Below are 15,592 nucleotides of genomic sequence, written 5' to 3' on the forward strand. Positions count from 1 at the left end.
GTGACCACCTCGGTCGGCTTGGGCATGCCATCTGGACCCGCCCCCACACTCGCTCCGCGACGCGTCACCCGCCAGCTGCAGGTCGGCACCGTCGGAGTGGGCAGCGATTCGCCGGTCTCCGTGCAGTCGATGACCACGACGAAGACACACGACATCAACGCCACCCTGCAGCAGATCGCCGAGCTGACCGCGTCGGGATGCGACATCGTCCGCGTCGCCTGCCCCCGTCAGGAAGACGCCGACGCGCTGTCGATCATCGCGAAGAAGTCGCAGATCCCCGTGATCGCCGACATTCACTTCCAGCCGCGGTACATCTTCGCTGCGATCGACGCGGGCTGTGCCGCCGTCCGCGTGAATCCCGGCAACATCAAGGAGTTCGACGGTCGGGTCGGAGAAGTCGCCAAAGCGGCCGGCGCCGCCGGCATTCCGATTCGCATCGGCGTCAACGCCGGTTCGCTGGACCCGCGCCTGATGAAGAAGTACGGCAAGGCGACTCCCGAGGCACTGGTCGAGTCCGCGCTCTGGGAAGCGAGCCTGTTCGAGGAACACGGGTTCGGCGACATCAAGATCTCGGTCAAGCACAACGACCCCGTCATCATGGTCGAGGCGTACCGCCAGTTGGCCGCTCAGTGCAACTACCCGCTGCACCTCGGTGTCACCGAAGCCGGCCCTGCATTCCAGGGCACGATCAAATCCGCAGTCGCCTTCGGCGCGCTGCTCTCCGAAGGCATCGGCGACACCATTCGAGTGTCCCTGTCCGCGCCTCCGGTCGAGGAGATCAAGGTGGGCAACCAGATTCTGCAGTCGCTGAACCTGCGCCCCCGGAAATTGGAAATCGTGTCGTGCCCGTCGTGCGGGCGTGCGCAGGTGGATGTCTACACCCTGGCCGATGAGGTCAGCGCGGGACTCGAAGGCATGGAGATTCCGTTGCGGGTCGCCGTCATGGGATGCGTCGTCAACGGTCCGGGTGAAGCTCGCGAAGCCGATCTGGGTGTGGCGTCCGGAAACGGTAAGGGGCAGATCTTCGTCAAGGGCGAGGTCATCAAGACCGTGCCGGAGGCGATGATCGTCGAAACGCTCATCGAAGAGGCCATGCGCATCGCGGAGCAGTACGAAGGTGAAGCGGAGTCGGGAGCTCCTGTCGTGTCGGTGAGCTGATTCGTCACCGATCGGCGCGCCATTCATGGCATTCTGTATTCGCGGCGTGGCGGTATGGCGCGCAACGGTCTCGGCGCGCAAGAGAGGTGACGAAGGGTGCTCAAGCTTCTCGGTGCCAAGCCGCTGGGTGTGCGTGATACCAGCGAAGTCCTCCGTGTTCTGAACGCCGATCCCGTTGCCTCGTGCATGGTTGCGGCGCGCGTCGAGGAATCCGGCGTCGAGCCGCGGCTGATCCATGGGGAGATGTGGAGTCGTGGGGGCCCGTCGATGTCGCTGTGTTACTCCGGTGCCAATCTCGTTCCCCTGCGCGGGGACATCGACGATCTGCGGTCTTTCGCCGACCGCGCCAGCCGCGGTCCGCGGCTCTGCTCGTCACTGGTCGGCCGAGCCGAACTGACGCTTCCGTTGTGGGAGATGCTCGAAGGTGATTGGGGTCCGCCGCGGGAGTTGCGGGCCGAGCAGCCGTTGCTGGCGCTCGACTGTGCGCCGGCGGTGGCGCCGGATCGAAGCGTGCGACTGGTGACGATGGACGAACTCGACATCTACCTCACCGCGGCCATTGCCATGTTCATCGAGGAAGTCGGTGTCGACCCGCGCGCTGGAGACGGGGGCAGGGGATACCGTCGACGGATCGCCGGTCTCATCGCAGCAGGCCGAGCGTGGGCACGCTTCGAAGAGGGCCAAGTCGTCTACAAGGCAGAGGTCGGATCCATGTCGTCGTCGGTCGGCCAGATTCAGGGTGTATGGGTGCATCCACTGTTTCGCGGACACGGGGTCGGCTCGGCCGGGACCTCGTCCGTCGCGGCATCCATCGTTGCGGGTGGCCGCACCGCGAGTCTGTACGTCAACAGCTTCAACTCCGCTGCCCGTCGAGCGTACGCACGGGTGGGTTTCCGCCAGGTCGCGACATTCACCACCGTTCTCCTGGATTGAGCTGTCGCCGACGGCGATTCGTGACGGGGTGAAATCAACTCGGCGACTTACGATGTCAAGCAATGTCTCTCCCTCGCCGCGGTACCGTCCTGACGTCCGTTCTGCTGTTGCTGGCGGGCCTCGTTGCCTGCACCCCGAAGCCGCTCGGACCGGAATCGGCAGCGGAGCAGTTCGTGTCGTCGTTCGCAGAGCGCGATGCGGCGGCCGCCGCCGAGCACACCGATCGTGTGGACACCGCGGCGGCTGCGCTCGACGGGGTGTGGAACGGGCTGCAGGCGGAGTCCATGACCGCGACCACCGGTGCCGTCGCAGTCGACGGTGACACCGCCACCGTGGACTACACCTACACCTGGCAGCTGCCGAAGGACCGCGTGTGGACCTACGACGGCCGGCTGCAGATGGGTCGGCGCGACGGGGACTGGGTGGTGCGGTGGACGGCGACGGACGTGCACCCCCAGCTGGGCGACACCCAGACCATGGTGCTGCGCTCGACGGCTGCGCCGAGGGCTCGCGTCAACGAGCACGCAGGGTCGGACGTCCTCGTACCCGGTGAAGTGCATCAGGTGCTCTTCGACGCATCGGAATCGTCCGACGTGGTCGGAACCGCAACGTTCCTCCAGCGCACGGTGGCTCCGTTCGACCCCTCGATCACGGCGCAGTCCATCGTCGAATCCGCTACCGCGGCCGCCGGTCCCTACTCGGTGATCTCGCTGCGCGACGACGACTACCAGACCGTTGCCGCCCCGTTGGCGACGATGTCCGGGGTCACCGTGTCGGAACAGGCCGATCTGGTGGCCACCGACCGCACGTTCGCGCCCGATCTCATCTCCCAGGTGAAGAAGGCGGTTTCGGACGACGTCGACGGCAAGGCCGGGTGGTCGGTCGTCGCGGTCAATTCCAACGGCAACGACGTGGGAGTGCTGACCGAGACTGCGCCGCAACCCGTTCCGTCCTTCTCGGTGAGCCTCGACCGTCCGGTGCAGGTGGCGGCCCAGAACGCGGTCGACGCGGTGCCCACCGACCAGGCGATGATGGTCGTCGTTCAGCCGTCCACCGGAGCAGTACTGGCGGTCGCTCAGAACAAGGCCGCCGACGTCGACGGGCCCGTCGCGTCCATGGGCCTGTATCCGCCCGGATCGACGTTCAAGATCGTGACCGCAGGAGCTGCTATCGCCACCGGTCTGGCCACCCCGGACACCTCGGTTCCGTGCCCCGGACGCATCGAGATCGGGGAGCGGAGCATCCCGAACTACAACGAGTTCGCTCTCGGCACCGTATCCATGGAGACGGCCTTCGCGCGCTCGTGCAACACCTCGTTCGCGAAGCTCGCCAGCGAGATGCCGGCCGATGCGTTGACGGTGTCCGCGTCGAAGTTCGGTATCGGACCCGACTACGGCGTGGTGGGTCTGCCCACCGAATCCGGTTCGGTACCACCGGCGTCCGACCTGGTGCAGCGCACCGAAGACGGATTCGGTCAGGGGAAGGTGCTGGTGTCGACCTTCGGCATGGCACTGGCCGCCGCCACGATCGCACACGGATCGACTCCGGTTCCCCAGCTGATCATGGGTGACGACACCACCATCGACGGAGACCATCCGACCATCGATCCGGCGATGGTCGACGGCCTGCGCGGAATGATGCGCACGGTGGTCACCAGCGGGACGGCGCTCCGTATCGCCGATCAGGGCGAGGTGTACGGCAAGACGGGTGAAGCGGAGGTCGAGGGCGGGTCGCACGCCTGGTTCGTCGGTTACCGCGGCGACCTTGCCTTCGCGACCTTGGTGGTGCGGGGAGGCAGCTCCGACAATGCGGTCGCCGTCACCCGAGACATGATGACCGCCCTTCCGCCTGGCTACTGATCATTCCCGACCGGCCTCCGGCCTGGCTACTGATCATTCCCGACCGGCCTCCGGCCTGGCTACTGATCATTCCCGACCGGCCTCCGGCCTGCCCGCCCCTGGTCGCCTAAACTTCCCCACATGTCCGTTCGCACCGCCCTCACGCCCGGCACCGTGTCACCCGTTCTGCCCGTACCGAAGTCCATCGAAGCGCCCGAGTACGCGTGGAAGAAGACGGCACACGAGGGCTCCGAGCCGTGGGTGCAGACTCCCGAAACCATCGAGAAGATGCGGCTGGCGTCGACCATCGCAGCGCGGGCGCTGCAGGAGGCGGGTAGGGCGGTGGCTCCCGGCGTGACCACGGACGAGCTGGACCGGATCGCTCACGAGTACATGATCGACCACGGCGCATATCCGTCGACGTTGGGCTACAAGGGTTTTCCGAAGTCGTGCTGCACGTCGCTGAACGAAGTGATCTGCCACGGCATCCCGGACTCGACGGTGATCCAGGACGGCGACATCGTCAACATCGACGTAACGGCGTACATCGACGGCGTGCACGGCGACACCAACGCCACCTTCCTCGCCGGCGACGTCGCCGAGGATGCGCGGCTGCTCGTCGAGCGCACCCACGAAGCGACGATGCGCGCGATCAAGGCGGTCAAGCCGGGACGGGCGCTCAACGTGGTCGGTCGCGTCATCGAGTCCTACGCGCACCGGTTCGGGTACGGCGTCGTTCAGGACTTCACCGGTCACGGCATCGGAACCACCTTCCACAACGGTCTGGTGGTTCTGCACTACGACCAGCCCGACGTGGACACCGTCATCGAACCCGGTATGACGTTCACCATCGAACCGATGATCAATCTCGGCGGTATCGAGTGGGACATGTGGGACGACGGCTGGACCGTGCTCACTCGTGACCGGTCGTGGACGGCGCAGTTCGAGCACACACTGTTGGTCACCGATACGGGCGCGGAAATACTGACCCTGCCCTGATGGGTGCTCTGCTCGTCGCCGGCACGACGTCCGATGCCGGAAAGAGCGTCATCGCGGCCGGGCTCTGTCGCCTTCTGGCCCGTCGTGGAGTGTCCGTCGCACCGTTCAAGGCGCAGAACATGTCCAACAACTCCGTCGTCACGCTCGACGGCGGCGAGATCGGCCGCGCCCAGGCCATGCAGGCGCTCGCGTGCGGGCTCGAGCCGAGCGTGCGGTTCAATCCGGTGCTTCTCAAGCCGGGCGGAGACCGCACCTCGCAGTTGGTGGTGCGCGGGCAGGCCACCGGGAACGTCGGCGCACGCGACTACATGGAGCACCGAAGCTACCTGCGCGAGGTGATCGCGGGCGAATTGGCCTCGCTGCGAGCCGAATTCGACGTGGTCGTCTGCGAGGGTGCGGGATCACCCGCCGAGATCAATCTTCGCGCAACGGACCTCGCGAACATGGGGCTCGCCCGCGCCGCCGATCTCCCCGTGATCGTGGTCGGCGACATCGACCGCGGAGGCGTACTGGCCCATTTCTTCGGAACTCTGGCCGTGCTCGAGCCGGAAGACCAGGAATTGATTGCCGGCTTCGTCGTGAACAAGTTCCGCGGGGATCCCGGCTTGTTGGCGCCCGGGTTGGATCGGTTGCAGGAGTTGACCGGTCGGCCCACCTACGGCGTCGTTCCGTTCAGCGACCGTCTGTGGCTGGACGCGGAGGACTCGCTGTCGACCGTCGCAGACGCTCCGGTCGGGCGTCAGGCTACACCGGTGGGGCAGCAGTGGCTGCGTGTTGCTGCGGTTCGACTGCCGCGGGTGTCGAATTCCACCGACGTCGAAGCCCTGGCGTGCGAGCCCGGGGTCAGCGTGATCTGGTCGACCGAACCGTCACGACTGGTCGACGCCGACCTCGTGGTCGTTCCCGGATCGAAGGCGACGGTATCGGACCTGGAGTGGATGCGGCAGAACGGAATTGCGCAGGCTCTGGTCGAACGTGCGCGGCTGGGGCGCCCGGTCCTGGGAATCTGCGGCGGATACCAGATGCTCGGTCGGAGCATCGTCGACGACGTGGAGTCGGGCGCAGGTCGGGTCGACGGGCTGGGCGTGCTCGACCTCGACATCACGTTCGATCCGATCAAGACCTTGCAGCGCGTCAGCGGCACTGGATGGGGAACCGCCGTGAGCGGGTACGAGATTCACCACGGGCGGGTGACGCGAAGCGGAGACGACTTCCTCGTCGACGGGGAGGGAAGCCGTCGCGGCGCCGTGTTCGGGACACATTGGCACGGGTTGTTCGAGAGCGACGACTTCCGTCGGATGTTCCTGACGGAGGTCGCAGTGCTTTCGGACCGTTCGGGATTCGTGGTGGCGCCGAACACCGACGTGACCGCGGTGCGGCACGCGCAGTTGGACCTCCTGGCCGATCTGGTCGAGATGCACGTCGACGTCGATGCGGTTCTCGCTCTCACCGACGGGCGATCGGGCCGGCGGCCGGTGGTGCACTCCCGGCTGGCCGACCCGATCGGGTGACGACGTCCTCTACGGTGTGGTCCGCCGCAGTACTGCCCAGCCTCCGAGCAGCGACACGGCGGCGAGGACCGCGGGCAACACCACCATCGTGACGAATCGCGGTGTGTCGGCGATGGCATCGCCGACGGTGAACCACCATTGCCGCCACAGAATCAGGACGACAGCTCCGCCGATCACGACGACGGCCGCAGCGCTGAGGGTCATCAGCCCGATCAGCTTCCACCGCAGGTACATCGTTCCGATCAGCAGACCGATGCTCGACACCAGGAAGAACAGTGCGATCAGGGCGAACAGGCGTGTCACGGGACTGGTCGTGACGTAGTCGAGGATGCCGAACATTCTCATGTGCACCCCCCACCCGGATGTCGCCGTTTCGAGCAGCGACAACAGGTAGATCACCGTTCCAAACACGACGGACTGGACGAGACCGGCCAAGGCCGTCGCGGTGAAGAACTCGCGTCGGGTGACGCTCAGTCCGAGGGCGAACGGGAAGGTCTGCGTCATGGCTTGGACGTAGAAACCGATACCGAAGAAGAACACCGACGTGACCCCGCCGGTGAACTGCGTTCTGGAGTCCGGGTTGGGAATGGCGAAGAACAGAACCCATCCGATAGCAAATGCGACGAACAGAATGGCTGCCGGTGCGCCGACGGCCAGAGGCCATGCGACGGAATGCATTCGGGCTACCTGGACCACGCGCGGGGCAGCCTTGGCGGGTGGGGGCGTGAGGGTGGCGGTCATGCGACTGTCTCCTTCTTGTTCGTGGTGCTGCTGACAACCAACTGCTGCAGTGACACCGGTTCGAGTTCGAGTCCGAGCGAGCGGGCACGCGACCGTTCGAGCTCGCTGATGTGGCCCGTGATCGTCGCGCGGGCAAGGGATCCCAGTTTCTCCCGATGCACGACGCCGTGGCCGGTAGTGAATTCGTCGACCCGCGTCGCCGGTCCCGAGACGCTGACCGTCCGACCGCGCAGATTGTCGGTCTCGTCGTCGAGGACGACGGTTCCGCGGTCGATCAGAACGACGTGTTCGATGAGGTCGCTCACCTCGTCGATGAGGTGTGTCGACAGGATGACGGTGCGGGGGTTCTCGGCGTAGTCCTCGAGCAGGCGATCGTAGAACATTTGCCGGCTGGCGGCATCGAGACCGAGGTAGGGCTCGTCGAAGAACGTCAGCGGCGCGCGCGATGCCAATCCGATGATCACGCCGAGCGCCGAAGTCATTCCGCGGGAGAGCTTCTTGACCTTGCGCGACGTCGGCAGGTCGAAGTCGTCGAGCAGCAGCTCGGCGAAGTCGTTGTCCCACCGCGGAAGTAGTCTCGCCGCTGCGGTCAGTACGTGCTTCACCCTGAAGTCGTCCGGATAGCGCTGACTCTCCTTGATGAAGCAGACGTTGCTCAGTGTCCCCGCATTCTCGTAGGGGGAGTGCCCGAACACCTCGACGGTTCCCGAATCGGCCCACGACTGGCCGGTGAGAATTTGCATGATGGTGGTCTTGCCGGCACCGTTGCGGCCCAGCAGGCCGTAGATGCGATTCTCCTCGATGTCGAAGCTGACGTCGTCCAACGCAGTCACGTCACCGAATCGCTTGTGCGCGTTGCGTACAGAGGCAACTACTCGTGTGTCGGTCATTGTTCGTCCTCCCAGGCGTCGATAAGTTTCTTGAGCTCTTCGGTGGTGATGCCGAGCTTCTCGGCTTCCGCGATCAATGGCCGGACGTACTGCTCGGAGAAGCTCTCGCTCCGGCGGTAGCGCAGGGCATCTCGCGATCCGGTGGTCACGAACATGCCGATGCCACGTTTCTTGTAGACAATGCCGTCGGCGACCAGTTGGTTCAGGCCCTTGCCGGCGGTGGCCGGGTTGATGCGGTGGAACGCGGCCAGTTCGTTGGTCGACGGCACCCGAGACTCCTCGGGGAGCGTCCCGTCGATGATCTGGTTCTCGAGCATCTCGGCGATCTGCAGAAACAGGGGCCGGTCGTCATCCATTCACGTCACCAGCTCTGCAAGCTAGTTGGTTACTTGGTTCATCACTCATGTAACTAACCATAGGACCGATTGTGCGTCAACGCAAGAGGTCGCGTGGCGTAGCCTTTTCCGCCATGACGGAGCAGACGGTGCCGGTACGTGTGGGGGGTCCTGCCAAGGGGGACGCGGTGTTGCTCATCCCGGGGGCGGACGACTCACCGGACGTGTGGGACGCCGTCGCCGAGCGACTGCACAATTCCGAGCTCAGGACCGTCTCGATCGACTCCGTCGCCGGGCTCACCGACGCGGACGTACTGGCGGTCCTGGACGAATTGTCGATCCCCTGGGTCAACCTCGTCGGTAATCGTGAGGGCGCCGACATCGCGTGGTCTCTTGCCGCCCGCACCTTCGGCCGCGTCGTCAGCCTGGTCGCGATTGACAGTGGACATCCCGGCGCAGAGTGCCCGCCCGTCGAGGTGCGCACCACCGTGGTGGTGGCGGATCCAGCAATGCAGGCCGCCGCGAATGCCAGCTCCCGATGGGTCTACGGCGACTTCCGAATCGTGACGCTGGACTCGTGCGCCTCGGCGCCTCTGGACGCCGCTCCGTCCGTGGCGACGGAGATCGTCATGCGCACGAGTGCGTGGTGATGCGGGGCCGAACCTAGATATCGAGTCCCAGCAACGCGTTCTCGACCACCTCGGGCAGGGCCGGGTGAATCCAGTACTGACCATGAGCGACGTCGGACGCGGTCTGCCCGAAACTCATCGCCTGGATCAGCGGCTGAATGATCATCGACGCTTGGGCGCCGACGATGTGAGCGCCGAGAAGGCGGCCGGTGCCGCGCTCGGCGATCACCTTGCAGAACCCCTCGTGATCCTCCATCGCCCAGCCGTAGGCGACGTCCGAGTAGTTCTGGACCTTGACGGTGATATCCGAGACTGAGTCGCGCGCCTCGTCCTCCGTCATACCCACCATGGCGACCTGAGGGTCACTGAAGACGGCCGATGGTACGAAGCGGTGATCGATCGTCCGGAGCGCCCCATGGTTCAGCAAATTGTGCTGCACCACACGGGCTTCCGCGTTGGCGACGTGCTTGAGTTGGTAGGGCGAGGACACGTCGCCGAGTGCGAAGACGCCCTCGGCTGTGGTTCGTTGGTATTCGTCGACCTTCACCCGACCGTCGTCGTGCATCTCGACTCCCGCAGCGTCGAGGTTGAGTCCGTCGCCGTTGGGCCACCGTCCCGCTGCCACGAGAAGTGCGTCGCCGTGCACCTCGGACCCGTCGGACAGTGACACCACCACCTTCTCGCCCTCGGTCCGGGCGCCGACCGTGTTCACATGCAGGCGAACGTCCCACTTCTTCTGCGCAAGGTCGGTGAAGTGCTTCGAGGCCTCGGTGTCGAGGCCGCGCAGCAACGCGTCCTTGCGGGCGAGAATGGTCACCTGCGAGCCGAGGGCAGAGAAGATGTGTGCGAATTCCGCTGCGATGTAACCACTTCCGACGATCACCAGGCGCCCCGGGAGCTCCGGAAGGCGCATGATGTCGTCGTTGGTGTGGTACTTCACGCCGCTGTCGGCGATCACGTCGGGAATCACGGGCCGTGAACCGGCCGCGATGACGACCTGATCGGCCGTGACGACCTCGCCGGTTCCGGTGTCGATACGGCGTGGGCCGACGAAACTCGCGTGTCCGGAGTAGAGCGTGACGTTCGGGGAACCTTCGCGTCGGTACTTCTCCCCACCGACCGCGATGGGGTCGATGCGACCGAAGACGCGGTCCACGATGTCGGTCCACCTGACCCCGTCGATGTGCGAGTCGACTCCGTAGCGCGAGGACTTTCGGATCATCTCGGCCACCTCGGAGGCGTAGACGAACATCTTGGTCGGAATGCACCCGACATTGATGCAGGTGCCGCCGAACGTGCTCTCCTCGAAGATGGCCACCGACTTGTCCGCGAAACGGTGATCGACGATCGTGTTACCGGATCCGGATCCGATGATGGCGACGTCGTAGTGCTTCTCTGTCATGCGTCCGCTCTGATCTCTGCGTGTTCGCCACCGGAGTGGGTGGCGGTGGAGGAGGACTCGAACCAGTCGAGCCAGGAGTCGAGTTCGGCGAACGCTCGAGCGAGCGGTTCCTTCGTCGACAGGAACACGTCGTGACGGGCTCCCTCGACGGGAACGATGGTGCTGCGGTCGCCGAGACACCCTGCCCAGCGGGCAATCTGACGAACGTCGAGAACGGTGTCCGCCGCGTCCACCTCGGGAACGTACTTCTTCGAGAACCGGGTGACCTTGGACCGCAGGATCAGCGACGGCACGCCGATGTCCAGTCCGCGGTGCAACGCCGCGTGCCCGCGGCGAACGGCGCGGATCCATCCGAACTTGATGGGGAAACCGGCCAACGGCTTCCAGTCCATGTCGTAGTTCCACTCGCCCTTGGACCCGGCCGCGATACTGACGCCGTACGTGTCCAGACCGCCTCCCGGAACGGTGGCCGTGGGGCGAGCCTTGCCGATGACGTCGATGAAGGACGTGCCCACACTGCGAATGGCGGGTGGACCCTGCAGGTCGAACCACGGGCTGTTGAGAACCAGTCCGCGGATGCCTGCTGCGGCTGTTCCTCCGGGTGCTGCGTTCAGCCGGTCCAGCCACAGCGGAACGATCAGACCGCCGGTCGAGTGCGCCATGAACACGATCTCGGCGCTGCCGGTGTCGTCCCGGACGATCTCGAGGGCGCGACCGAGTTCCTGGTCGTAGAACGCGAGGTCGGTGGTGAAGTGCGGTGTCTGACCGGCGCGCAGCGAACGGCCGCACTTGCGCAGGTCGAGGGCGTAGAACCGATAGCCGCGCGCCGCCCAGTGCTCCGCGAGGTGCGCCTGGAAGAAGTAGTCGGTGAACCCGTGAACGTAGAGAACGACCTTGCCCGACGGAGCCGGGGTCCGATCGGGTCGGAATCGGACAAGAGTCGCTTCGGCGTTTCCCTCGCCGTCCGGGTCCGGTCCGAGGGGGATCGTCAGCTGCTCGTATCCGTCACCGAGTACGTCGGGCGTCCATGTAGTCACACTCACAGCGTAATGCGCATTACTCGTCGGTTCGGAAGGGCACAATCGGGTAAACGAATGCGGTGCCAATGAGGGCACCCAGGGACGTAAGGATGTCGACTCCAGTGGCCGAACACGAGCTTTCGAAGCAATCCGCACCCGTCACGACGGACGTCGTCCTAGTCGGGGCCGGAATCATGAGCGCGACTCTGGGCACCTTGCTACGGCAAGTCGAGCCCAACTGGTCCATTACCACCTTCGAGCGCCTCGACGCCGCTGCCGCCGAGAGCAGTGACCCCTGGAACAACGCCGGTACCGGTCACTCGGCACTGTGCGAGCTGAACTACACGCCGCAGAACAAGGACGGCAGCGTCGACATCAGCAAGGCGCTGAACGTCAACGAGCAGTTCCAGGTGTCACGTCAGTTCTGGACCTATGCGCTCGAGAACGGCGTGCTGTCCGATCCGAAGAACTTCATCAACCCCATACCGCACGTCAGCTTCGTGCACGGCGCCGAGAACGTGAAGTACCTGCGCGCGCGGTACGACGCGCTGGCCGGCAACCCGCTGTTCCCGGACATGGAGTACATCGACGACAAGGACGAGTTCAGCCGTCGCCTGCCCCTGATGGCCGCGGGTCGTGACTTCTCCGACCCGGTGGCCCTCAACTGGAGCGACGGCGGCACCGACGTGGACTTCGGCGCGCTGACCAAGCAGCTGCTGAACTACGGAGCGGCCTCCGGCGGCACCATCCACTTCGGCCACGAGGTGCACGACATCTCCAAGCAGTCCAACGGAACGTGGACCCTCAAGGTCGAGAACCGCCGCACCGGTGAGACCCGCAAGGTCAACGCCAAGTTCGTTTTCGTCGGCGCGGGCGGAGGCGCTCTGCACCTGCTCCAGAAGTCGGGCATCAAGGAAGCCAAGGGATTCGGCGGATTTCCGGTGAGTGGGGAATGGCTGCGCTGCACCAACCCCGAGCTGATCAAGATGCACTCGGCCAAGGTCTACGGCAAGGCATCGGTCGGTGCGCCGCCGATGTCGGTCCCGCACCTCGACACCCGTGTGATCGACGGCAAGCCCGGCCTGCTGTTCGGCCCGTACGCCGGTTGGTCGCCCAAGTTCCTCAAGAAAGGCAAGACGACCGATCTGTTCTCGTCGGTCAAGCCCGGAAATCTTCTTCCCATGCTGAACGTCGGAGTCACCGAGCTCTCTCTGGTGAAGTACTTGGTCACCGAACTCGCGCAGACCGAAGCCGATCGCATCGAGACGCTGGGTGAGTTCATGCCGACGGCCAAGGCCGAGGATTTCGAGTTCGTCACGGCCGGTCAGCGTGTCCAGGTCATCCGGCCGACGGGCAAGGGCGGCAAGCTCGAGTTCGGTACTGCCGTCATCAACGCGAGCGACGGCACCATCGCCGGATTGCTCGGCGCATCGCCCGGTGCGTCCACCGCGGTGCCGGCCATGCTCGACGTCATGAAGAAGTGCTTTGCCGACCGGTACGCGTCGTGGGAGCCCAAGCTGCGGGACATGGTTCCGTCGCTGGGCACCAAGCTCGCCGAGAATCCGAGCCTGTTCGAGGAGATCTGGGCGCGTACGTCGAGTGCTCTTCGACTCGATACGGCGACTCCTACGGCCGATCGGTTCGCACAGCCCGCGGCTGTGTGATAGCAACACGAGATGACGACAGCGACAGCAACTCTCAAACGATCATGGGCACTCGATCTGTCGAACCAGACTCTGTACGACCTTCTCAAACTCAGAGTCGAAGTGTTCGTCGTCGAGCAGGCATGCGCCTACCCCGAACTCGACGGTAAGGATCTGCTCTCCGACACCCGCCACTTCTGGCTCGAACGGGACGGCGAGATGGTCTGCACCCTGCGCCTCCTCGAGGAGCACGACGACGGTGAGAAGTCCTTCCGCATCGGTCGGCTCTGCACGCAGCGCTCGGCCCGCGGCCAAGGCCACACGGTGCGCATCCTGCGGGCCGCTCTGGCGGAGGTCGGGTCCTCGCCGTGCCGCATCAACGCGCAGAGCTACCTGGTCGACATGTATCGCAAGCACGGGTTCGAGCCGGACGGTCAGGAAGTCCTCGAAGACGGTATTCCGCACACGCCGATGCGCCGCGGAGGCGGTACGCCAGCCCAGAACGGGTGAGATAGCCGTTCGACTAGTGTTGACACGGTGTCTTCTCCTGCCAGTACGTCCCTGCACAATTCGGGAGTAGAGCAGCCCGCCGGCTACCCGTTCAGCGCCATCGTGGGACAGGACAAGCTCCGTCTCGCCTTGGTGCTGTGCGCGGTACACACCGGGATCGGTGGGGTCCTGGTTCGAGGTGAGAAGGGCACCGCGAAGTCGACCGTGGTGCGTGCTCTCGCGGCGCTGCTGCCCCCGGTCGACGACGAGAACGGCTCGCGCCCGGCTCGATTGGTGGAACTTCCTGTGGGAGCGACCGAAGACCGAGTCATCGGGTCGATCGATCTCGAGAAGATCCTTCGAGACGGGGAGCGGGCCTTTCAACCCGGCCTCTTGGCCTCGGCGCACCGAGGGGTTCTCTACGTCGACGAGGTGAATCTGCTCCACGACCACCTCGTCGACCTTCTGCTCGACGCGGCTGCGATGGGACGTGTTCACGTCGAACGAGACGGCGTGTCCCATTCCCACGCAGCGCGTTTCGTCCTGGTGGGCACCATGAACCCGGAAGAAGGCGAACTGCGCCCGCAGTTGCTGGACCGTTTCGGATTGGCCGTCGACGTCACTGCTTCCCGTGACGTCGACGTCCGCATGGAAGTGGTCCGCCGCCGCCTCGACTACGAGCGTGACTCCGCGTCGTTCGCCGCCGGGTACGCAGCGGAGGACGCCGAGGTGGCTGCCGGAATTGCCGCTGCGCGTGAGCGTCTGGACGGCGTGGTCCTTCCCGAGACGGAGTTGCGACGAATCGCCGCACTCTGCGCGGCATTCGACGTCGACGGCATGCGCGGTGATCTCGTCGTCGCGCGCACCGCCACCGCCCACGCGGCACTGCGCGGCGCCACCGAAGTCACCGAGGACGACGTGCGCGTGGCCGCCGAACTGGCGCTGCCGCACCGGCGACGACGCGACCCGTTCGACGCTCCCGGCCTGGACGACGGCGAGCTCGACGAGAAGATGGAACAGGCAGCGGCGCAGGCGGACCCACCCGCCGACGAGTCCGACCCCGGCCCGGACGATGACCCGGACGACGACCCGGACGACGACCCGGACGGCGGACAGACGCCCCCGAGCGATCCCGGCGAGCCCACACCGCCCGACGACTCCGCGGATTCACCGCCGGCCCCTTCGCCGGGAAACTCGTCCTCGACACCCGGCCGGGAGTTCGGCGCCCGGCTGCTGCAGGTACCGGGCGTCGGCGACGGCGCCCCGGGACGGCGTTCGCGTTCGCGCGGCGCATCGGGGCGGGTTGTGCGCTCTACCGCGTTCAGCGGCAACGGTATTCATCTGGTGGGCACCCTGCTCGCCGCAGCCGAGAAGCACGCGGAACGAGGTGGGTCGCGCGTCCGCATCGACGGCCGCGACCTACGCGGTGTCGTTCGCGAGGGCCGCGAGGGCAACCTGGTGGTGTTCCTCGTCGACGCATCCGGATCGATGGCGGCGCGGGACCGGTTGTCCGCGGTGACCGGGGCCGTCGTGTCCCTGCTGCGCGACGCGTATCAACGTCGAGACAAGGTCGCCGTGGTCACCATGCGCGGGAGCGATGCCGACGTGGTGCTGCCTCCGACGTCGTCGATCGACATCGCGGTCCGCAGGCTCGACGATCTCAAGACCGGTGGTCGCACCCCCCTCGCTCAGGGATTCCTGCGTACCCGCGAACTGGTGCTTCGCGAGCGCGCGCGCGATCCTCAGCGGCGTGCACTCGTGGTGGTCCTGACCGACGGGCGGGCCACGGGCGGAACCGATCCCGTCGGGCGGGCGAAGATCGCGGCGTCGCGCCTCGTCGCCGAGTCGGTGGCGTCCGTGGTGGTCGACTGCGAGAGCGGCATGATCCGACTCGGCCTCGCCAAGGACATGGCGACCGCTCTCCGCGCGGCGTACGTGTCGCTTCCCGAATTGTCCTCCTCACAGGTGGCCGGCGTCGTCCGCGCCGCCGCGTGAACGGAGAATG

At 65.7% G+C, this 15,592-nt stretch carries 14 protein-coding genes; 9 read left to right on the forward strand and 5 right to left on the reverse strand.

The window, feature by feature from the left end:
- The 5 genes from ispG to IEW02_RS10925 all read left to right on the forward strand — a co-directional run bounded on the left by ispG (position 1) and on the right by IEW02_RS10925 (position 6,439).
- The gene (ispG, locus tag IEW02_RS10905; protein WP_188544797.1) at positions 1–1,158 is read left to right on the forward strand and encodes a flavodoxin-dependent (E)-4-hydroxy-3-methylbut-2-enyl-diphosphate synthase; all 1,158 of its coding nucleotides are present in this window, start codon (positions 1–3) and stop codon (positions 1,156–1,158) included.
- Positions 1,159–1,254: 96 nt separating this feature from the next.
- Positions 1,255–2,091 (forward strand): GNAT family N-acetyltransferase, encoded by an 837-nt coding sequence (locus IEW02_RS10910; RefSeq protein ID WP_188544798.1) that lies wholly within the window; start codon positions 1,255–1,257, stop codon positions 2,089–2,091.
- Between the two features lie 62 nt (positions 2,092–2,153).
- Positions 2,154–3,950, forward strand: coding sequence for a penicillin-binding transpeptidase domain-containing protein (locus IEW02_RS10915; RefSeq protein ID WP_188544799.1), 1,797 nt, complete (start codon positions 2,154–2,156; stop codon positions 3,948–3,950).
- Positions 3,951–4,070: 120 nt separating this feature from the next.
- A complete protein-coding gene (map, locus tag IEW02_RS10920) occupies positions 4,071–4,928 on the forward strand; it encodes a type I methionyl aminopeptidase (RefSeq protein WP_188544800.1) in 858 nt (285 codons plus the stop codon).
- Complete coding sequence (locus IEW02_RS10925) at positions 4,928–6,439, forward strand: cobyric acid synthase (protein WP_188544801.1); 1,512 nt, start codon at positions 4,928–4,930, stop codon at positions 6,437–6,439. The genes map and IEW02_RS10925 overlap by 1 nt, the downstream gene beginning before the upstream one ends.
- Before the next feature lie 9 nt (positions 6,440–6,448).
- Here IEW02_RS10925 and IEW02_RS10930 read toward each other — a convergent pair whose 3' ends face one another.
- From IEW02_RS10930 to IEW02_RS10940, 3 genes are read right to left on the reverse strand one after another with little or no spacing between them, the layout of a single operon-like run.
- Positions 6,449–7,180: an ABC transporter permease gene (locus IEW02_RS10930; protein ID WP_188544802.1), complete on the reverse strand. Its 732-nt coding sequence runs from the start codon at positions 7,178–7,180 to the stop codon at positions 6,449–6,451.
- The gene (locus tag IEW02_RS10935; protein WP_188544803.1) at positions 7,177–8,070 is read right to left on the reverse strand and encodes an ABC transporter ATP-binding protein; all 894 of its coding nucleotides are present in this window, start codon (positions 8,068–8,070) and stop codon (positions 7,177–7,179) included. The genes IEW02_RS10930 and IEW02_RS10935 overlap by 4 nt, the downstream gene beginning before the upstream one ends.
- Entirely contained in the window at positions 8,067–8,426 is a 360-nt protein-coding gene (locus IEW02_RS10940; RefSeq protein WP_188544804.1) for a GntR family transcriptional regulator, read from the reverse strand. The genes IEW02_RS10935 and IEW02_RS10940 overlap by 4 nt, the downstream gene beginning before the upstream one ends.
- Before the next feature lie 113 nt (positions 8,427–8,539).
- On the opposite strand from IEW02_RS10940, the gene IEW02_RS10945 reads away from it, so the two are divergent.
- The gene (locus tag IEW02_RS10945) at positions 8,540–9,055 is read left to right on the forward strand and encodes an alpha/beta fold hydrolase (protein WP_188544805.1); all 516 of its coding nucleotides are present in this window, start codon (positions 8,540–8,542) and stop codon (positions 9,053–9,055) included.
- Between the two features lie 13 nt (positions 9,056–9,068).
- Here the strand turns inward: IEW02_RS10945 and mtr are convergent, their stop codons facing one another.
- On the reverse strand, positions 9,069–10,436 hold the full coding sequence (mtr, locus tag IEW02_RS10950) for a mycothione reductase (RefSeq protein ID WP_188544806.1): 1,368 nt from the start codon (positions 10,434–10,436) through the stop codon (positions 9,069–9,071).
- Positions 10,433–11,473 (reverse strand): alpha/beta hydrolase, encoded by a 1,041-nt coding sequence (locus IEW02_RS10955; RefSeq protein WP_188544807.1) that lies wholly within the window; start codon positions 11,471–11,473, stop codon positions 10,433–10,435. Before IEW02_RS10955 ends, mtr begins: the two co-directional genes overlap by 4 nt.
- Positions 11,474–11,565: 92 nt before the next feature.
- Between IEW02_RS10955 and mqo the strand changes: the two genes are divergently transcribed.
- Genes mqo through IEW02_RS10970 form a run of 3 tightly spaced genes read left to right on the forward strand, consistent with a single transcriptional unit; the run spans position 11,566 to position 15,582 of the window.
- Positions 11,566–13,119 (forward strand): malate dehydrogenase (quinone), encoded by a 1,554-nt coding sequence (mqo, locus tag IEW02_RS10960; RefSeq protein ID WP_229745941.1) that lies wholly within the window; start codon positions 11,566–11,568, stop codon positions 13,117–13,119.
- Positions 13,120–13,131: 12 nt separating this feature from the next.
- A complete protein-coding gene (locus tag IEW02_RS10965; protein WP_188544809.1) occupies positions 13,132–13,608 on the forward strand; it encodes a GNAT family N-acetyltransferase in 477 nt (158 codons plus the stop codon).
- Positions 13,609–13,635: 27 nt separating this feature from the next.
- On the forward strand, positions 13,636–15,582 hold the full coding sequence (locus IEW02_RS10970; protein WP_229745942.1) for a VWA domain-containing protein: 1,947 nt from the start codon (positions 13,636–13,638) through the stop codon (positions 15,580–15,582).
- The last annotated feature ends 10 nt before the right edge of the window (positions 15,583–15,592 follow it).

Origin of the sequence: Rhodococcoides trifolii, from assembly GCF_014635345.1 — a bacterium.
Lineage (GTDB): Bacteria > Actinomycetota > Actinomycetes > Mycobacteriales > Mycobacteriaceae > Rhodococcoides > Rhodococcoides trifolii.